The organism is Mycobacterium cookii, from assembly GCF_010727945.1.
GTDB classification, from domain to species: Bacteria; Actinomycetota; Actinomycetes; order Mycobacteriales; family Mycobacteriaceae; genus Mycobacterium; species Mycobacterium cookii.
Window position 1 is genome coordinate 5,173,611 of record NZ_AP022569.1, and the last position, 18,449, is coordinate 5,192,059.

At 65.2% G+C, this 18,449-nt stretch carries 20 protein-coding genes; 13 read left to right on the top strand and 7 right to left on the bottom strand.

The window, feature by feature from the left end; genetic code table 11:
- The first annotated feature begins 35 nt into the window (after nucleotides 1-35).
- Nucleotides 36-701, top strand: a complete 666-nt coding sequence (locus tag G6N27_RS24310; RefSeq protein WP_372512949.1) for a TetR/AcrR family transcriptional regulator — start codon at nucleotides 36-38, stop codon at nucleotides 699-701.
- Between the two features lie 26 nt (nucleotides 702-727).
- Nucleotides 728-1,681 carry an SDR family oxidoreductase gene (locus tag G6N27_RS24315; RefSeq protein ID WP_163780894.1) on the top strand — a complete coding sequence of 318 codons (954 nt, stop codon included), beginning with the start codon at nucleotides 728-730 and terminating at the stop codon, nucleotides 1,679-1,681.
- Here G6N27_RS24315 and G6N27_RS24320 read toward each other — a convergent pair.
- Together G6N27_RS24320 and G6N27_RS24325 are read right to left on the bottom strand one after the other, a co-directional pair.
- Nucleotides 1,563-2,627, bottom strand: coding sequence for a DNA polymerase IV (locus G6N27_RS24320; RefSeq protein ID WP_163782295.1), 1,065 nt, complete (start codon nucleotides 2,625-2,627; stop codon nucleotides 1,563-1,565). The genes G6N27_RS24315 and G6N27_RS24320 overlap by 119 nt on opposite strands.
- A complete protein-coding gene (locus G6N27_RS24325; RefSeq protein WP_163780896.1) occupies nucleotides 2,615-3,217 on the bottom strand; it encodes a TetR/AcrR family transcriptional regulator in 603 nt (200 codons plus the stop codon). The genes G6N27_RS24320 and G6N27_RS24325 overlap by 13 nt, the downstream gene beginning before the upstream one ends.
- 91 nt (nucleotides 3,218-3,308) lie before the next feature.
- On the opposite strand from G6N27_RS24325, the gene G6N27_RS24330 reads away from it, so the two are divergent.
- The 6 genes from G6N27_RS24330 to G6N27_RS24355 all read left to right on the top strand — a co-directional run bounded on the left by G6N27_RS24330 (nucleotide 3,309) and on the right by G6N27_RS24355 (nucleotide 9,586).
- Nucleotides 3,309-3,854 (top strand): NAD(P)H-dependent oxidoreductase, encoded by a 546-nt coding sequence (locus tag G6N27_RS24330; protein ID WP_163780897.1) that lies wholly within the window; start codon nucleotides 3,309-3,311, stop codon nucleotides 3,852-3,854.
- 432 nt (nucleotides 3,855-4,286) lie between these two features.
- Nucleotides 4,287-4,526, top strand: coding sequence for a redoxin NrdH (locus G6N27_RS24335; RefSeq protein ID WP_163780899.1), 240 nt, complete (start codon nucleotides 4,287-4,289; stop codon nucleotides 4,524-4,526).
- Nucleotides 4,527-4,561: 35 nt separating this feature from the next.
- On the top strand, nucleotides 4,562-5,011 hold the full coding sequence (nrdI, locus tag G6N27_RS24340) for a class Ib ribonucleoside-diphosphate reductase assembly flavoprotein NrdI (RefSeq protein WP_163780901.1): 450 nt from the start codon (nucleotides 4,562-4,564) through the stop codon (nucleotides 5,009-5,011).
- A gap of 50 nt (nucleotides 5,012-5,061) precedes the next feature.
- Nucleotides 5,062-7,143, top strand: coding sequence for a class 1b ribonucleoside-diphosphate reductase subunit alpha (nrdE, locus tag G6N27_RS24345; RefSeq protein WP_232065176.1), 2,082 nt, complete (start codon nucleotides 5,062-5,064; stop codon nucleotides 7,141-7,143).
- Between the two features lie 91 nt (nucleotides 7,144-7,234).
- Nucleotides 7,235-7,984 (top strand): TetR/AcrR family transcriptional regulator, encoded by a 750-nt coding sequence (locus G6N27_RS24350; protein WP_163780905.1) that lies wholly within the window; start codon nucleotides 7,235-7,237, stop codon nucleotides 7,982-7,984.
- Nucleotides 7,985-8,041: 57 nt separating this feature from the next.
- Complete coding sequence (locus G6N27_RS24355; RefSeq protein WP_163780907.1) at nucleotides 8,042-9,586, top strand: flavin-containing monooxygenase; 1,545 nt, start codon at nucleotides 8,042-8,044, stop codon at nucleotides 9,584-9,586.
- Here the strand turns inward: G6N27_RS24355 and G6N27_RS24360 are convergent.
- On the bottom strand, nucleotides 9,563-10,456 hold the full coding sequence (locus tag G6N27_RS24360) for an SDR family oxidoreductase (RefSeq protein ID WP_232064791.1): 894 nt from the start codon (nucleotides 10,454-10,456) through the stop codon (nucleotides 9,563-9,565). The genes G6N27_RS24355 and G6N27_RS24360 overlap by 24 nt on opposite strands.
- A 90-nt stretch (nucleotides 10,457-10,546) precedes the next feature.
- On the opposite strand from G6N27_RS24360, the gene G6N27_RS24365 reads away from it, so the two are divergent.
- Nucleotides 10,547-11,122, top strand: a complete 576-nt coding sequence (locus G6N27_RS24365) for a TetR/AcrR family transcriptional regulator (protein ID WP_163780911.1) — start codon at nucleotides 10,547-10,549, stop codon at nucleotides 11,120-11,122.
- 14 nt (nucleotides 11,123-11,136) lie between these two features.
- Here the strand turns inward: G6N27_RS24365 and G6N27_RS24370 are convergent, their stop codons facing one another.
- Together G6N27_RS24370 and G6N27_RS24375 are read right to left on the bottom strand one after the other, a co-directional pair.
- Complete coding sequence (locus tag G6N27_RS24370) at nucleotides 11,137-11,676, bottom strand: TetR/AcrR family transcriptional regulator (RefSeq protein ID WP_163780912.1); 540 nt, start codon at nucleotides 11,674-11,676, stop codon at nucleotides 11,137-11,139.
- On the bottom strand, nucleotides 11,660-12,106 hold the full coding sequence (locus G6N27_RS24375; protein ID WP_163780914.1) for an SRPBCC family protein: 447 nt from the start codon (nucleotides 12,104-12,106) through the stop codon (nucleotides 11,660-11,662). The genes G6N27_RS24370 and G6N27_RS24375 overlap by 17 nt, the downstream gene beginning before the upstream one ends.
- Before the next feature lie 132 nt (nucleotides 12,107-12,238).
- On the opposite strand from G6N27_RS24375, the gene nrdF reads away from it, so the two are divergent.
- The 3 genes from nrdF to G6N27_RS24390 all read left to right on the top strand — a co-directional run bounded on the left by nrdF (nucleotide 12,239) and on the right by G6N27_RS24390 (nucleotide 14,270).
- Nucleotides 12,239-13,213 carry a class 1b ribonucleoside-diphosphate reductase subunit beta gene (gene nrdF / locus G6N27_RS24380; protein ID WP_179963328.1) on the top strand — a complete coding sequence of 325 codons (975 nt, stop codon included), beginning with the start codon at nucleotides 12,239-12,241 and terminating at the stop codon, nucleotides 13,211-13,213.
- 15 nt (nucleotides 13,214-13,228) lie between these two features.
- A complete protein-coding gene (locus G6N27_RS24385) occupies nucleotides 13,229-13,774 on the top strand; it encodes a hypothetical protein (protein WP_163780916.1) in 546 nt (181 codons plus the stop codon).
- Nucleotides 13,775-13,952: 178 nt separating this feature from the next.
- Nucleotides 13,953-14,270 carry a DUF3349 domain-containing protein gene (locus G6N27_RS24390; protein WP_163782300.1) on the top strand — a complete coding sequence of 106 codons (318 nt, stop codon included), beginning with the start codon at nucleotides 13,953-13,955 and terminating at the stop codon, nucleotides 14,268-14,270.
- On the opposite strand, the gene G6N27_RS24395 is transcribed toward G6N27_RS24390, so the two are convergent.
- Together G6N27_RS24395 and G6N27_RS24400 are read right to left on the bottom strand one after the other, a co-directional pair.
- A complete protein-coding gene (locus tag G6N27_RS24395; RefSeq protein ID WP_163780918.1) occupies nucleotides 14,259-15,299 on the bottom strand; it encodes an NAD(P)-dependent alcohol dehydrogenase in 1,041 nt (346 codons plus the stop codon). The genes G6N27_RS24390 and G6N27_RS24395 overlap by 12 nt on opposite strands.
- 129 nt (nucleotides 15,300-15,428) lie before the next feature.
- Nucleotides 15,429-16,514 carry an iron-siderophore ABC transporter substrate-binding protein gene (locus G6N27_RS24400; RefSeq protein WP_276044461.1) on the bottom strand — a complete coding sequence of 362 codons (1,086 nt, stop codon included), beginning with the start codon at nucleotides 16,512-16,514 and terminating at the stop codon, nucleotides 15,429-15,431.
- Nucleotides 16,515-16,688: 174 nt separating this feature from the next.
- On the opposite strand from G6N27_RS24400, the gene ctaD reads away from it, so the two are divergent.
- Entirely contained in the window at nucleotides 16,689-18,434 is a 1,746-nt protein-coding gene (gene ctaD / locus G6N27_RS24405) for an aa3-type cytochrome oxidase subunit I (RefSeq protein WP_163780922.1), read from the top strand.
- Nucleotides 18,435-18,449 lie beyond the last annotated feature (15 nt).

Consider the following 18,449-nt stretch of genomic DNA (forward strand, 5'->3'; position numbering starts at 1 on the left):
TTCCTTTTGCGCCGGGCGTGGTGCAAGGTCGTGTGGTGCGCATCGAGCAGGAGCCCGACCGTGCGGCCGATCACGCACCGGTCCCGCCGGTTCCGCGGCGACGGGGTGACCGGCAGCGGCAGGCCATCGTGCAGGCGGTCCGCGAACTGCTCGAGGAGAAGCCGTTCGCGCAGCTGTCGGTGAGCACCATCAGCGACCGTGCAGGGGTGGCCCGGTCCGGCTTCTACTTCTACTTCGACTCGAAATACGCGGTGCTGGCGCAGATCCTGACCGACGCGACCCATGAGCTCGAAGAGCTGACGGAGTATTTCGCGCCGCGCGCCCCGGATGAATCGCCGGCGGCGTTCGCCCGGCGGATGGTCGGCAGCGCGGCGGCGGTCTATGCGCACAACGATCCGGTGATGTCGGCGTGCAACGCCGCGCGCAACACCGACGCCGAGATCCGCGACCTCCTCGATCAACAGGTCGAAGGCGTGGTGCAGCAGATCATCGGCATCGTCGAAGAAGAACTGCGGGCCGGCACCGCGCACCCGATCAGCGACGACATTGCGACGTTGGTGCGGACGCTGTCGGTGACCACGGCGCAGATGCTCTCCGGCGACACCGCGTTCCTGGGCCCCGACGGCGACGTCCAGCGGGGTGTGCGGGTGCTCGAAGCGCTCTGGCTCAACGCGCTGTGGGGCGGCTCGCCGACGGCCTGATCCCGGTCGGGCTATCGTCACAGCCCATGGGGAAGAGGACGTTCGCGGGGAAGCGGTGTCTTGTCACCGGCGCAGCCAGCGGTATCGGGCGGGCGACCGCGCTGCGGCTGGCGGACCAGGGCGCCGAGTTGTACCTGACCGACCGCAACGCCGAGGGTCTGGAGCAGACGGTGCACGACGCTCGTGCGCTCGGTGCCGGCGTGCCCGAGTATCGAGCTCTGGACGTCGCCAACTATGACGAGGTCGCCGCGTTCGCCGACCAGATCCACGCCGGTCACCCCAGCATGGACGTCGTCATGAACATCGCCGGGGTCTCGGCGTGGGGAACCGTCGACCGGCTGAGCCACGAGCAGTGGGACAAGATGATCGCGATCAACCTGATGGGGCCAATCCACGTCATCGAGAACTTCGTGCCGCCGATGGTGGCGGCGCGACAGGGCGGCCATCTGGTCAACGTGTCCTCGGCGGCGGGGCTGATCGGATTGCCCTGGCATGCCGCCTACAGCGCCAGCAAGTTCGGTGTGCGCGGGCTGTCCGAGGTGTTGCGCTTCGACCTGGCCCGGTATCGCATCGGGGTCTCGGTGGTGGTGCCGGGTGCGGTGCGCACCCCGCTGGTCAATACGGTCGAGATCGCCGGCGTGGACCGCGAAGACCCGCAGGTGAGCCGCTGGGTGGCGCGCTTCAGCGGCCACGCGGTGTCCCCGGAGAGAGCCGCGGACAAGATCCTTCGGGGCGTCGCCAGGAATCGGTTCCTGATCTACACCTCGTCGGACATCCGGGCGCTGTATGCGTTCAAACGGGTTGCCTGGTGGCCGTACAGCGTGGCGATGCGCCAGGTGAACCATGTGTTCACCCGCGCCCTCAAGCCCGCTCCCGCCGTGCCGCGCTTGACATCTGGAGCTCCAGACGCACCCCCAGCAGCCGCACCGGACGGTCCAGTTCGAACAGATCCAGCACCCGCAACGCCGCCGCGACAATGACATCGGCGTCGGTGGTGGGCTCGTCGAGCTTGCGGAGCTTCGTGCGGGTGTAGAACGTCGCGGTGCGCACGGTGACGGCGACCCGGGTGACGATCCGCGAATCCGCCACCACCTCGCGCAGTGCGCGCTCGGCCAATTCGGTGACGGCCGAATCCATCTCCGCGCGATCGGTGAGATCCTGCGGGAAGGTGACGACGTGGCTGCGCGAGCGCGGCACCCACGGCTCGGAACTGACGGTGTCGTCGCCACCGCCGTTGGCCAGTAGCAGCAGCCACAGACCGGTTCGCGGACCGAACGTCGACTTCAGCAGCTCGGCGTCGGAGTGCGCCAGCTGCCAGACTGTCGTGATATCAAGGGCAGCAAGCTTTTTCGTTGTCTTGGGCCCGACGCCCCAGAGCGCGTCCACCGGCCGGTCGCCCATCACGCTCATCCAGTTCGACGCGGTCAGGGTGTAGATGCCGGCCGGTTTCGCAAAACCGGTGGCCACCTTGGCGCGCTGCTTGTTGTCGCTGATGCCCACCGAGCAGGACAACCCGGTCGCCGACGAGACGACGCTGCGGATCTGTTCGGCGAGTTCGACGGGATCCTCGATTTCGGCGCCGACATACGCCTCGTCCCAGCCCCACACCTCGACCGGATGACCCAGGTCGCGCAGCAATGCCATCACCTGCTCGGAGGCCGCGTCGTACGCCGCGGGATCCGATGGCAGGAAGGTGGCATCGGGGCAGCGCCGGGCCGCGGCGCGCAGCGGCATGCCGGCGTGCACGCCGAACTCGCGGGCCTCGTACGACGCGCAGGTGACCACCTTGCGTGCTTCGGTCGGATCGCCGTTGCCACCGACAATGACTGGCAGCCCGGCCAACTCGGGGTGACGGCCCAATTCCACCGAGGCGAGGAACTGATCCAGGTCGACGTGCAGGATCCAGCGCGGCTTCATCGTCCGCAAAGCTTGCGGGCCACGCTTTCCCACGTGTCGCCGAGTGTCTGCAAGGTCTGCCCGCGTTCGATCAGCTGGTACTCGACGTAGTCGGCCTCCAGCAGCGCCAGCAGGGCGTCGGTCTGGCCGTCGAGGTCGCCGGTGCTGTGGGCCGAGTTCAGCAGCATCCGCACGTGGGTGCGCTGCACCGCGGCCGCGGCGCCGTAGCGCGACGCCGGTTCGCGGCCGGCGGCCGACAGCAGTTCGTGGTGGGTGTGCACGAACCGCAGCCGGTCACGCCCGAACGCCAGCAGCCGGTCCAGTGGCGGCGCGTCGGGGCCCAGCGGTGGGGGGCCGAACATGAAGGCCTGCTGCATGATCCGCTCGTCTTCGTCGAGCAGCACCATCATCAGGCCGGCTCGGCTGCCGAACCGCCGGAAGACGGTGCCCTTGCCGACGCCGGCCGCCGCCGCGACGTCGTCCATGGTGATCGCGTCGGCGCCTCGTTCGGCGACCAGCCGACGTGCCGCATCCAGCAGCAAGGCGCGGTTGCGTGCCGCGTCGCCGCGCTCGTGCGGCGCGGAAACGGGCAGGTCCCGAACCGGGTCGGCGGCGTTCACAAAGCAACTGTAGCGTCATCGGAACAAAACGGACTGTAGTCCGGTTAGAACATGCGAGGATGTATAACAATCACCGAAGGGAACTCACGTCATGCCCGAGATCAAGGTCTTAGCGCTGGTAGGAAGCTTGCGCGCCGCGTCGATCAACCGCCAGATCGCCGAATTGGCCACTGAGGCCGCTCCGGACGGCGTCGTCGTCACCATCTTCGACGGGCTGAACGAGCTGCCGTTCTACAACGAGGACATCGACAACGACGCCGACGTGCCGGCCGTGGTGACCGCACTGCGGGCCTTAGCGGCTGAGGCCGATGCAGCTCTGGTGGTGACCCCGGAATACAACGGCAGCATCCCGGCGGTCATCAAGAACGCGATCGACTGGCTGTCCCGGCCGTTCGGCGACGGCGCGCTCAAGGGCAAGCCGCTGGCGGTGATCGGGGGCTCCTTCGGCCAGTACGGCGGGGTGTGGGCGCACGACGAGACCCGCAAGTCCTTCGGGATTGCCGGGCCGCGCGTGGTCGAGTCGATCACGCTGTCGGTTCCGTTCAAGACGCTGAATGGTCAGCACCCGCGCGAGCATGCCGAAGTGGCTGCCAACGTCCGCGATGCGGTAGGCAAGTTGGCCGCCGAAGTCAACTGATTATGCGACACGCCCCAGCGGTTTCCCGACCGCTGGGGCGCTTTGCTGTAAGGGGCCGGACGGCGGGATTTGTCGGTGCCGGGTGATAGACATTCCCGTATACCGCCGCGAGACCACTTTGTGATCTGCGACACGCCGAGAACGCACCGAAATCAGGGCTTACGACCAGGGAATTTCATGAATGTTTTTCAGAACATCTTGTATCTCTACTTATCGGCACCCACTAGGTGTAGTGTTCCCGACACCGACAGACCACAGGCTCACCGGGTCGGTCGGGACGCAGCAGCCGGCCTCGAAAACCAGCTGACGCGACCCGGCAAGATGGGAATTCTGAGGCGCGGCGGTTCGCTGAACAGAAGATCATATGCAGTACCCGAGTAGTTGCCAGTCAGTGTCTTTTTTCCCACCATCTACAGAGGGGTTGTACCGCCGATGAGCGTCACCGTTTACACCAAGCCGGCCTGCGTGCAGTGCAACGCCACCTACAAGGCGCTGGACAAGCAGGGCATCGCCTACGAGGTCGTCGACATCAGCCTCGACTCCGAGGCGCGCGACTATGTGATGGCCCTGGGTTATCTGCAGGCGCCCGTCGTGGTTGCCGGAAACGAGCACTGGTCGGGCTTCCGGCCGGACCGGATCAAGTCGCTCGCCGGTGCGGTCCTGAGCGCTTAGCCGACAACCACGCCGTAGGACAGGAGGGGATCGCCATGCCGTCCTGCAGCCTGGTGTACTTCTCCAGCGTCTCGGAGCACACCCACCGTTTCGTGCAGAAGCTGGGTATCCCGGCGACGCGGATACCGCTGCAAGGCCGTATCGAGGTCGACCAGCCGTACGTGCTGGTGTTGCCGACATACGGGGGCGGCCGGGTGGCTCCGAACGTCAGTGGCGGTGGCCATGTTCCCAAGCAGGTCATCGCCTTTTTGAACAATGAGAACAACCGGTCGTTGATCCGCGGCGTCATCGCTGCGGGCGACCACAACTTCGGTGTCGAATTCGCCGCCGCGGGCGACGTGGTGTCCCGCAAATGCGGCGTGCGCTACCTCTATCGCTTCGAACTGATGGGGACACCGGACGACGTGGATGCCGTCCGCGCCGGTCTCGCCGAATTCTGGAAGGAACAGACGTGTCACCAACCGTCACAGCTGCAGAGCCTGTAGCCGCCCCACACGCCCTCCCGGGCGAGACGGACTACCACGCGCTCAACGCGATGCTGAATCTGTATGACGCAGACGGCAAGATCCAATTCGACAAAGACCACGAAGCGGCTCATCAGTACTTCTTGCAGCACGTCAACCAGAACACGGTGTTCTTCCACAATCAGGACGAGAAGCTCGACTACCTGATCAAGGAGAACTACTACGAGCGCGAGGTGCTCGACCAGTACTCGCGCAACTTCGTCAAGACGCTGCTGGATCGCGCGTATGCCAAGAAGTTTCGGTTCCCGACCTTCCTGGGCGCGTTCAAGTACTACACCTCGTACACGCTGAAGACCTTCGACGGCCAACGGTATCTGGAGCGCTTCGAAGACCGCGTGGTGATGGTGTCGCTGACCCTGGCCGCCGGCGACACCGCGCTGGCCGAGAAGCTGGTCGACGAGATCATCGACGGCCGGTTCCAGCCGGCGACGCCGACCTTCCTCAACTCGGGCAAGAAGCAGCGCGGCGAGCCGGTCAGCTGCTTTCTGCTGCGCATCGAAGACAACATGGAATCGATCGGCCGCTCGATCAACTCCGCGCTGCAGTTGTCCAAGCGCGGCGGGGGAGTTGCGTTGCTGCTCAGCAACATTCGCGAGCACGGCGCGCCGATCAAGAACATCGAAAACCAGTCGTCCGGCGTTATCCCGATCATGAAGCTGCTGGAGGACTCGTTCTCCTACGCCAACCAACTGGGTGCGCGCCAGGGCGCCGGCGCGGTGTACCTGCACGCCCACCATCCCGACATCTACCGCTTCCTGGACACCAAGCGGGAGAACGCCGACGAGAAGATCCGAATCAAGACGCTGAGCCTGGGCGTGGTGATCCCCGACATCACCTTCGAGCTGGCCAAGAACAACGAGGACATGTACCTGTTCTCGCCCTACGACGTCGAACGCGTCTACGGTGTGCCGTTCGCCGACATCTCGGTCACCGAGAAGTACCACGAGATGGTCGACGACGCGCGGATCCGCAAGACCAAGATCAAGGCCCGCGAGTTCTTCCAGACGCTCGCCGAGCTGCAGTTCGAATCGGGTTACCCCTACATCATGTACGAGGACACGGTGAACCGGGCCAACCCGATCGACGGCAAGATCACCCACTCCAACCTGTGCTCGGAGATCCTGCAGGTGTCCACGCCGTCGTTGTTCAACGAGGACCTGTCGTATGCCAAAGTCGGCAAAGACATTTCGTGCAACCTCGGCTCGCTGAACATCGCCAAGACGATGGACTCGCCGGACTTCGCGCAGACCATCGAGGTGGCGATCCGTGCGCTGACCGCCGTGAGCGACCAGACCCACATCTGGTCGGTGCCCTCGATCGAGGCGGGCAACAACGACTCGCACGCGATCGGGCTCGGGCAGATGAACCTGCACGGCTACCTGGCCCGCGAGCGCATCTTCTACGGGTCCGACGAGGGCATCGACTTCACCAACATCTACTTCTACACGGTGCTCTATCATGCGCTGCGTGCCTCGAATCGCATTGCGATCGAACGTGGTTCGCACTTCAAGGGTTTCGAGAACTCCAAGTACGCCTCCGGTGAGTTCTTCGACAAGTACACCGAGCAACTCTGGGAGCCCAAGACCGACACTGTTCGCTCCCTCTTTTCCAAAGCCGGCATCCGCATCCCGAGTCAGGACGACTGGCAGCGGCTCAAGGAATCGGTGCAGGCCCACGGCATCTACAACCAGAATCTGCAGGCGGTGCCGCCGACCGGATCGATCTCCTACATCAACCACTCGACGTCGTCGATCCACCCGGTGGCGTCCAAGATCGAGATCCGCAAGGAAGGCAAGATCGGCCGGGCCTACTACCCGGCGCCGTACCTGACCAACGACAACCTGGAGTACTACCAGGACGCCTACGAAATCGGCTACGAGAAGATCATCGACACCTACGCCGCGGCCACCCAGCATGTGGACCAAGGGCTTTCGCTGACGCTGTTCTTCAAAGACACCGCGACCACCCGCGATGTGAACAAGGCGCAAATCTACGCCTGGCGCAAGGGCATCAAGACGCTGTACTACATCCGGCTGCGGCAGATGGCGCTGGAGGGCACCGAGGTCGAAGGCTGCGTGTCCTGCATGCTGTAGCGCTTCGGCCGTATCAGTGCCGGCGGACGGCAGCGTCTCTTGCTGGCCAGTCTGCCCAGGTCAGCGACCGCACCGGGGTATGGTGCTTGACGTGGTCAGAATTCCCCGGCCTCCCATTCCGCATCCTGGGCCCAAGCCCGCGGTGAAGGTCGACGCGCGCAGCGAGCGCTGGCGCGAACACCGCAAGAAGGTGCGCAGCGAGATCGTCGACGCGGCGTTTCGCGCGATCGACCGGCTGGGGCCCGATCTGAGCGTGCGCGAAGTCGCCGAAGAGGCCGGCACCGCCAAACCCAAGATCTACCGGCACTTCACCGACAAATCCGATCTGTTCCAGGCGATCGGCGAGCGGCTTCGCGACATGCTGTGGGCGGCGATCTTCCCGTCGATCGACTTGGCGACCGACTCGGCTCGCGAGGTCATCCGGCGCAGCGTCGAGGAATACGTCAGCCTGATCGACAAGCACCCCAACGTAGTGCGCGTCTTCATCCAGGACCGCTCGGCGGCGACGTCGCAGTCGACCGTCCGAACCCTCAACGAGGGTCGCGAGATCACATTGGCCATGGCCGACATGTTCGACAATGAGCTCCGCGACATGGAGTTGGACCATGCGGCGTTGGAGTTGGCCGCCCACGCCGCGTTCGGCTCGGCCGCTTCGGCAACCGGGTGGTGGCTGGGATCGGATATCAACAGTCCTCGCCGGATGCCGCGCGACAAATTCGTCGAGCAATTGACCACGATCATGATGGGCGTCATCAGCGGCACCGCCGAAATGCTCGGCATCAAGTTGGACCCTGATCAGCCTATTCACAACGCGGTTCCGAGCGACTCCGCGGCAAGCTAGCGACGCCGAGCGTTGCTACCCTCGGCAAGCGAAGCGAGGAACAGGAGCGGCGCACCGATGTCTATTGCCGAGTCGACAGCCCAACCCGCAGCCCAGGCTCCGCCGGTGCAGACCCGCGCGGTCATCATCGGGACGGGGTTCGCCGGGCTCGGGATGGCCATCGCGCTGCAGCAGCGAGGCGACGACTTCGTCATCCTGGAAAAAGCCGACGACGTCGGCGGCACCTGGCGCGACAACAGCTACCCCGGCTGCGCCTGCGACGTGCCGTCGCACCTGTATTCGTTCTCGTTCGAACCCAAGGCCACCTGGAGCAAGCTGTTCTCGCCGCAGCCGGAGATCCTGGACTACCTCAAGGGCGTCACCGAAAAGTACGGGCTGCGCCGCTACATCCGATTCGGCGCAAAGGTCAGCCGGGCACACTGGGACGACCGGGAATACCGCTGGCACGTCTTCACCGATTCCGGCGACGAGTACATCGCCCAGTTTCTGATCTCGGGCGCCGGGGCGCTGCACATCCCGCGGCTACCCGACATCGAGGGCATGGACGAATTCCGTGGGCCGGCCTTCCATTCCGCGCAGTGGGATCACAGCGTCGACCTGACCGGCAAGCGGGTCGCGATCATCGGCACCGGGGCCAGCGCGATTCAGATCGTGCCGGAGTTGGTGCGCCGCGACGCCGGCGTCGCCGAGGTGCAGCTGTATCAGCGCACTCCGCCGTGGGTGGTGCCACGGCCGAACAGTCTGTTGCCGGACGCGGTGCGCAACGCCTTCGCAACCGTGCCAGGTTTGCGGTTAGCGGTGCGATCGGGAATCTACTGGGGGCTCGAGGGTTTGGGCTACGCGATGACGCAACGACCCGGCCTGTTGCGCGCCGTCGAACTGGTCAGCAGGTGGAACATCCGGCGCAACGTTCGCGACAAGAATCTGCGCCGCAGGCTCACACCCGACTACCGGGCCGGCTGCAAGCGAATCCTGTACTCCGGCAACTACTACCAAGCCGTGGCCAACCCGAAGGCGACGCTGATCACCGACCGGATCCGCCGGATCACCGCTGACGGCATCGTCACCGACGACGGCGTCGAACACCGGGCCGATGTCATCGTGTACGCCACCGGATTCCACACCACCGACTCCTACACCTACGTCGACGTGAAGGGTCCGCGCGGCGAGGACCTGGTGGACCGCTGGAATCGCGAAGGCGTTGTGGCACACCGCGGTATCGCCGTCGCCGACATGCCCAACCTGTTCTTCCTGCTCGGGCCGAACACCGGGCTCGGTCACACCTCGGTGGTATTCATGATCGAGTCGCAGATCCACTACGTCACCGAGGCCATCGCCGCGGTCGACAAGGCGGGCGCGCAGGCGCTGGCACCGAGCCGCTCTGCCCAGGACCGCAACAACGCCGAGCTGCAGGCCAAGCTGGCCGGCTCGGTATGGAACACCGGCGGCTGCAGCAGCTGGTATCTCGACGAGCACGGCGTCAACCGCACCCTGTGGAGCGGGATGACCTGGCAGTACTGGCGCGATACCCGCTCGCTCAAACTCGCCGAATACAAGTTCTACGGCGTCGGCACGGGTTCACGCGCGGCCGCCCACGCCTAACGGCTGATTCCCGCCTGCGGCGAACCGCTTCAGGTTCAGCCGCACGACGCGGTCCAAGCCGCGGTCGGTGAGAAAACGGCTGACGCGCAGCAGGATCGCGGCGTCGCGTCCGATGGTGTAGCGGGTCCGGGGACGCGACGCGGTGACCGCCCTGGCGATCACCATAGCGGCGGCTTCCGCGGAGACACCGGTCTCGTTGAACGAACGTGCTTGTGCCATAACGGCATCCAGCACCTCGCTGTAGCGGGCGAGTTGATCGGCGGGCATGTCATTCATCAGCTCTTGCGAGGTCGCGATGCCACGCTCGGCGATCTCGGTCTTCACCGCGCCGGGTTCGACGACGACGACCTTGACGCCGAGGGCGCCGACCTCGCGACGCAGCGCGTCGCTGACCGCCTCCAGCGCGAACTTCGAACCGGCGTAAGCGCCGTAGGTCGGCATGACCACCTTGCCGCCGACGGAGCTGACGTTGACGATGGTGCCCGCACTGTTCAGCAGGGCGGGCAGCAGCGCCTGCGTGATCGCGATCTGGCCGAACAGATTGACGTCGAATTGCCGGCGCCACTGCGCCATCGGCAGCGTTTCGACGGGTGCGTTGATCGCGATCCCGGCGTTGTTGACCAACGCGCGAAGCGGGCGATGCCGCGGATCGTCCGCGACCCGGTCGGCGATCGCGACGATGTCCGATTCCGCGGTGATGTCCAAGATGCACGGTTCGATGCCCGGCCCGCGCAGCGCATCGGCGTCGACCTCGCGGCGAACACCGGCCAGCACGTGAAAACCCCTGTGCGCCAGTTCTTTCGCGGTTGCTGCGCCGATGCCCGTCGACGCCCCGGTCACGACGATCAGCTCATTACGAGCGGTGCTCATAGGGGTCTCCATGCGTTGAGTTGACGTTGTCCACTCAAGCTAGCACCTCAGGTGACGTTGTCAACTCAGGCGCGGGCTTATGCTCTGCGGGTGACGACGCGAGCCGAGAGTGCTGCGGCCACCCGTCGTGCGCTGATCGACGCGGCAGGCGCATTGCTCGACCTCGGTGGACCGGAGGCGGTGACACTGCGCGAGGTGGGAGCCCGCAGCGGCGTCTCGCGCTCGGCGGCGTATCGGCATTTCGCCGACAAGGAATCGCTGCTGATGGTGCTGGCCGTCAATGCGATGACGGACCTGGGCGATGCGCTGGAAGTGCTGGCCGCCAGCCAAGATTCGGCCGAGGACTGCCTGCGATCCGGCCTGCTCGCACTGATCGACATCGGCCGCACCCGGCCGCATCTGTATCGGCTGATGTTCACCACGCCGACGGGTGGTGATATCGCCGCGGCGGTTCATGCGGCCGAACGGACGCAGGGCCTGTTTCTCGACATCGTCGGTCGTATCACCGGTCCGCGGCGCGCGCCACGCTACGGTGCGCTGCTGCTGACTACCGCCCACGGCATCACCGGACTGGATCTGAGCGGCCACATGGATCTGGACAAGTGGCACACCACCGCCGAGGAACTTGTCGACACGGTCATCTCGGTACTGCCGAAGTCCAAGTAGCGCAACGCATGTCGTCAGCGGCGCAAGAGATCGACGAACACTTGCGCGGCAGCGTTCACGCCCTCGTCGTCGTTGGTGGCCACCAGATCGAGCAGCAGGCCGCGGACGACGGCCATCCCGAGCCGTGCCAACGCCCGGTCGACCGGTACGTCCGCGACGGCCTCGACCTCGTCGAGCCAGCCGTTCACCGCGCCGGGGACCATGCGGTCGAACGGCTTCTCGCCTTGCGACGCTCGGGCGTAGCACTCGAAGAAGAGTCGTTCGGCCTGCCGCAGTTCGGCGCGACTGAGATGGGCCCACATGGCCGCGAAGTTCTCGGCCGGATCGGTGGGCAGATCGGGAAGCAGGGTCATTTGGCGCCGCTCGACGTCCTCGACGATCGCGACGAGTAGGTCTTCTTTGGATCCGAAATGGTGCAACAACATTCGATGGCTGGTGCCGACTGCCTCGGCCACCTCGCGCAGCGATCGGTCGCCGACGCCGCCCGTCGCGTACTCGTCGACGAGCGCGTCGAGCAATTGGCGGCGTCGTTGCGGATCAGGCGTGCGAGCCACTGGCGCGGCCGAGTTGCTCGGACCGGGCCTTGAGTCCGTGGGCTTCTTGCTCGAGGAAACGCTTGGTCTTGTTGGCCATCAGCCGACCGACGAGGGCGCCGAGCAGGCCACCCTGGTCGAGTTGCTGACGTACCAGGGTGCGGCCGCCGGGCTGGGGGATGACCCAGTGGCGGGCGATCACCTGCACGCCGGGCGAACGCTGCACCCATGTCCACGACTTGCCCGGGTCGATCTCGGTGACCTTCCAGACGAGCTTGGACATCCCGGGTTGCTTGATGGCGAACCGCTTTCCGACTGCCAGTCCGGCGCCGTCCCGTGCGACCAGCGAGGTCACCGATGCGGTCCAGTCGGGCCAGTGCTCGACGTCGCTGAACACCTGCCACACCAACTCCGCCGGCGCCTCGATCTCGATGCTGTCCTCGGTAATCATGTACCAAATGGTACATCTTTGCGTGCGACACGCAAACACAACTTGTTGTGTTACCGCGGCATGTCGCCCCCCAGGGGTAGTGTCGGCAGCCTAGAGATGTTCGACTGTCCGTCCTGGTGAAACGGGGTTCTGGTGACCGAAAACGTGAAGCTGATCGACCGCGTCTCCGCGATCAACTGGAACCGTGTGCAAGACGAGAAGGACGCCGAGGTCTGGGAGCGGGTGACCGGAAATTTCTGGCTGCCCGAGAAGGTGCCGGTGTCCAATGACCTGCCATCCTGGGGAACGCTGACCGAAGTCGAGAAGCAGCTCACAATGCGGGTGTTCACCGGGCTGACGCTGCTGGACACCATCCAGAGCACGGTCGGCGCGATCAGCATGATTCCCGACGCGCTGACCCCACATGAGGAAGCGGTCCTGACCAATTTCGCGTTCATGGAATCCGTGCACGCCAAGAGCTACAGCTCGATCTTCTCCACGCTGTGCTCGACCGCCCAGATCGACGACGCATTCCGCTGGTCGGAGGAGAACGTCAACCTGCAGCGCAAAGCGCAGATACTGGTCGACTACTACCGGGGCGACGAACCGCTCAAGCGCAAGGTGACCTCCACGCTGCTGGAAAGTTTCTTGTTCTACTCCGGCTTCTACCTGCCGATGTACTGGTCGAGTCGGGCCAAGCTGACCAACACCGCCGACCTGATCCGGCTGATCATCCGCGACGAGGCGGTGCACGGCTACTACATCGGCTACAAATTCCAGCGCGGGCTGGCGCTGGCCACCGAGGCCGAGCGCGCCGACATCAAGGACTACACCTACGAGCTGCTGTTCGAGCTCTACGACAACGAGGTGGAGTACACCCAGGACCTTTACGACGAAGTCGGGCTGACCGAGGACGTCAAGAAGTTCATGCGCTACAACGCCAACAAGGCGTTGATGAACCTCGGGTACGAGGCGTTGTTCCCGCGCGACGAGACCGATGTCAACCCGGCGATCCTGTCCGCGTTGTCGCCCAACGCCGACGAGAACCACGACTTCTTCTCCGGCTCGGGGTCGTCGTACGTGATCGGCAAGGCCGTCAACACCGAAGACGAGGACTGGGACTTCTAGCCTCACGCAGTTCTCATGCGTCTCCGGCTGATCCTGCAACCCGCGTGGCTGCGATTCACGGTCTGGGCAGCGTTTCTCGCCGCATGGTGGGCGTTGTTCACCAGCCTGCAGGCCGGCAACGAGCTGGAAAGTACTGTCTTGTCTGCCATCGTCTTCGGCGGGGCGCTGGGCGCCTACCTGACGGTGGCGACCCAAGGCATGCACCGAGCAGCCCTGGTCGCGGTATCCGGGCTCAACCAGTCCGAACGGTCCGAGGCGATCAACGCGGTCCTGCGGGGACCGCCGCCCGCCGATCCCGACGTGCGGGCGTCGGCGGCGCGACTGGGCAGGGCCTACCTGCGCAACAAGTCGCCTATCCAGCTCAGGTGCACGCAGATTTGGTCCTGGATCACGATCGCTGCCCTGATCGCAGCGGGTATCGCCGGGGCGGTCGCGTTCAGCGACGATCGGCTGTCCTTCGTGGTGCTCGTCGTACTGGCCGCTGCCGTGCTGCCGCTGTCGCTGATCGATGCGCGGCGTGTGCAACGCAATGTCGAGCAGCTTGCTCGGGCGCAGGCCTGAACCCGCAGGTCAGCATCAGCGAAAGCCGCACGGCGGGCGTATGTTCCGTGAACGGCGCATGAATTGTGCAGATAGGCGGGCGCGAAAGTAGCGCGGCCGACCCCGCAGCCACGACACTTATCGGGTGGCGATAACACCAGCTTCTGCGGCCGCCTCGGCCGCCAATTTCTTCCGCTCGGTGATCCAGTGGCTGCAGGTCGGCTACCCCGACGGCGTTCCCGGGCCCGACCGGGTCGCGCTGCTGGCGCTGCTGCGCAGCACACCGCTCAGCGAGGACGAGATCACCGAGGTCGTCGACGCGATCGACGAGGAACGCGACCACGAGCCGATCGACCGCGACGTGATCGCCGATTTCATCTCCGACATGACGCACTACGACGCCGGTCCGGAGAACATCTCGCGGGTCGCCGCCAGGCTGGCGGCAGCTGGGTGGCCGTTGACGGGTATCACCCTTGGTGACGCCGAAACGACGGCGTCTCACTCGTCAAATGGTTGAGGTGTCGATCACGAAGCGGTAGCGCACATCGCTGGCCAGCACCCGCTCGTAAGCCTCGTTGACGTAATCCGCTGCAATCACTTCGATTTCGGGCGTCACGTCATGCTCGGCGCAGAAGTTCAGCATCTCCTGAGTTTCGGCGATGCCACCGATGTTCGAGCCGGACAGGCTGCGGCGCGCGAGCGCCAACGGGAATGCCGGCACCTCCATCGGGTGCTCGGGAATGCCGAGCTCGACCAGCGTGCCGTCTACGTCGAGCAGGTTCAGGTAGGCACCGAGATTCAGGTTCGCCGACACGGTGTTCAGGATCAGGTCGAAGCTGCTGCGCAGCTTCTTGAAGGTGTCGCGGTCGGCGGTCGCGTAGTAGTGCTTGGCGCCCAGTCGCAGACCGTCTTCCATCTTCTTCAGCGATTGCGACAGCACCGTCACGTCGGCGCCCATCGCTGCACCGAGCTTGACGCCCATGTGCCCGAGGCCGCCCAGGCCGATGATCGCCAGCCGGGTGTCGGCGCCGGCCTGCCAGTGCCGCAGCGGCGAGAACAGCGTGATCCCCGCGCACAGCAGCGGCGCCGCTTTGTCCAGCGGCAGCGAGTCGGGGATCTGCACGACGAAGTTCTCGTCGACCACGACCGCCTGGCTGTAGCCGCCCTGCGTGATAGTGCCGTCCTTATCGGTGGCGTTGTAAGTGAACGTCGCGCCGTTCTTGCAGTACTGCTCGAGTCCGGCCGTACAGCTGCTGCAGTGGCCGCAGGAGTTCACCATGCAGCCCACGCCGACGTGGTCGCCGACCTTGTGCTTGCTGACTTCCGCGCCGACGGCGGTCACCACGCCGGCGATTTCGTGTCCCGGCACCAAGGGGTAGTTGGGCGTACCCCACTCCGCTTTCACGGTATGGATGTCGGAGTGGCAGATCCCGACGAATTTGATGTCGATGGCGACATCGTGTGGGCCGGGTTCGCGGCGCTCGATGGTGGTCTTGGTCAGGTGCCCCGTCTTGTCGGAGGCGGCGTAAGCGGAGACAGTGCTCATCAGCAAATCCTCTTGAATGCGCTTCGTTGACTATCGAATTCTATTGAACGCAATCAACATTAGCATAGATAGACTATGTATTTTGGCGGGTGCGTGCGACGTCACACCGTCGTTCAGTTACTGTGCCGGTCAATTGATGGGCGCGTTGATCCAGCGCAGGTCGTCGATGATGCCGCGCGCGGCGATCAGGCCGCAGCCGGTCTGCCATATCTCGTTGTTGACCACGAAGACCCGGTTGTCGCGGACGGCCGACAACCGGCGCCACGGATCGCTGTCGAACAGCGACGAGGCGCGATCCTTGGCCGCCGCCGAATCGAACGACACATACACCAGATCGGCATCGGCCGCGGAGAAGTCGGCGTGCGCCAGGTCGGCATCGGAACTGGCCACCGCGATGTAGGGCTTGTCGGTAAACCGTTGCGCCGCAGGGCGATCCACGCCGACCGTGGCCAACACGCTGGCCGGGAAGTTGTCCGACCCGTACACCCGCACCGAGTTCTCGGTGAACTGCACGATGGAAGCCTGGTAGTGGGCGGCGTCGTGCGTAGCGCCGTCGTCGTGGGCTTTGGCGGTGAAACCGTCCACCAGGCCGCCCACCGCGTCGCCGCGCGCCGTCGCCTCGCCCACGCCGCGCAGGTTGTCCTGCCAGGCCGCGCCGGGCGCCCCGGTGAATACCGTCGGCGCGATCCCGGCCAGCGCCGAATACAACGTCGGCGTGAGGGCCTGCGAGCCGAGGATCAGGTCGGGTTTGGCCGCTTTGATCGCAGCCAGGTCCGGGCTGCGGCGGGTGCCCACACCAGGCAGCTTGTGCACGATCGTGCCCAGGTACGACGGCTGATCGGGAGAACCGTCCGGCAGTGCGGCCCCGACGATGCGCGACTGCAGGCCCAGCGCGCACAGCGCGTCGAGCTGGTCACCGGACAGCACGACGATGCGCTGGGGATCGTCGGGCACCTGCACGGTGTCCGGCTGGACGCCCGCCGCATTGTGGGCGACGTGGGGTCCGGCGTCCGGCGCGGCCGGTTCGGGCGCACACGACTCATCGGGCCGACGCTGGTTGCCCAGGACGCCCGCGCCGGCGATCTGAGTGGTGCTGGTGATCACCGACGCTGCGGTACCGTGCGGGGGTGATCCCGAGGTGCAACCGCTGCACAGGGCGGTCGCGAGCGCTGCCGCTGCGACGGCGGTGATCGCGGGTCGCGTACCCCTGAGCAGCACGGGTCCGACGGTAACATCTGACCAGCTGACGTAGCCTTCGGCGAGGAAACCAAGTCTTCACCGATTCATTACGACACTTTGTAGGACCTGTCCGTCGTGGGTGGAGCCCGGACGCGCTAGAGTCGGAAGTCACTGTTCCCGGACCGCCTTCCCCGATATTTGGAGGAGCTCTTGACTGCCGAAGCGCCCCCGCTGGGAGAACTTGAAGCCAGTCGGCCGTATCCGGCGCGGACCGGGCCGAAGGGCAACCTGATCTACCGGTTGATCACCACCACCGATCACAAGCTGATCGGCATCATGTATTGCGTCACCTGCTTCGTCTTCTTCTTCATCGGCGGCCTGTTGGCCCTGCTGATGCGAGCCGAGCTGGCCGCGCCCGGGCTGCAGTTCCTGTCCAACGAGCAGTACAACCAGCTGTTCACCATGCACGGCACGATCATGCTGCTGTTTTATGCGACGCCGATCGTGTTCGGGTTCGCCAACCTGGTGCTGCCGCTGCAGATCGGTGCACCCGACGTGGCGTTCCCGCGTCTCAATGCCTTCTCGTTCTGGCTGTTCCTGTTCGGCGCGATGATCGGTATGGCCGGATTCATCACGCCGGGTGGTGCCGCCGACTTCGGCTGGACCGCCTACACGCCGCTGACCGACGCCATCCACTCACCCGGCGCGGGCGGCGACTTGTGGATCGTGGGCCTGATCGTCGCCGGTCTGGGCACCATCCTGGGCGCTGTGAACATGATCACCACGGTGGTCTGTATGCGTGCCCCGGGCATGACGATGTTCCGGATGCCGATCTTCACCTGGAACATTCTGGTGACGTCGATCCTGGTATTGCTGGCCTTCCCGCTGCTGACCGCGGCGTTGTTCGGGCTGGCCGCCGACCGGCACCTCGGAGCGCACATCTATGACTCGGCCAACGGCGGAGTTCTGCTGTGGCAGCACGTGTTCTGGTTCTTCGGCCACCCCGAGGTCTACATCGTGGCGCTGCCGTTCTTCGGCATCGTCAGTGAGATCTTCCCGGTGTTCTCCCGCAAGCCGATCTTCGGTTACACCACGCTGGTGTACGCCACGCTGTCGATCGCGGCGCTGTCGGTCGCGGTGTGGGCGCACCACATGTTCGCCACCGGCGCGGTGCTGCTGCCGTTCTTCTCGTTCATGACCTATCTGATCGCGGTGCCGACCGGAATCAAGTTCTTCAACTGGGTGGGCACGATGTGGAAGGGGCAGTTGACCTTCGAGACGCCGATGCTGTTCTCCCTCGGCTTCATGGTCACCTTCCTGTTGGGTGGCCTGACCGGTGTGCTGCTGGCCAGCCCGCCGCTGGACTTCCACGTCACCGACAGCTATTTCGTGGTCGCGCACTTCCACTACGTGCTGTTCGGCACGATCGTGTTCGCCACCTTTGCCGGCACCTACTTCTGGTTCCCGAAGATGACCGGCCGCCTGCTCGACGAGCGGCTGGGCAAGCTGCACTTCTGGCTGACGTTCATCGGGTTCCACACCACGTTCCTGATCCAGCATTGGCTGGGCGACATCGGTATGCCGCGCCGCTACGCGGACTATCTGCCCACCGACGGATTCCAGCCGTACAACGTCGTCTCGACGATCGGCGCGTTCATCCTCGGCGTCTCGATGCTGCCGTTCGTGTGGAACGTGTTCAAGAGCTGGCGCTACGGCGAAGTGGTCACCGTCGACGACCCGTGGGGCTATGGCAACTCGCTGGAGTGGGCCACCAGCTGCCCGCCGCCGCGGCACAACTTCACCGAGCTGCCGCGCATCCGCTCCGAGCGCCCCGCATTCGAGTTGCACTACCCGCACATGGTGGAGCGGATACGCGCCGAGGCGCATGTAGGCCGGGCGCACGGCCCCACGGACGGAGACGTCACCCGGGCCGACGACGTCAACGTCCGTTCGTGATCGCCTCTCGCGGCG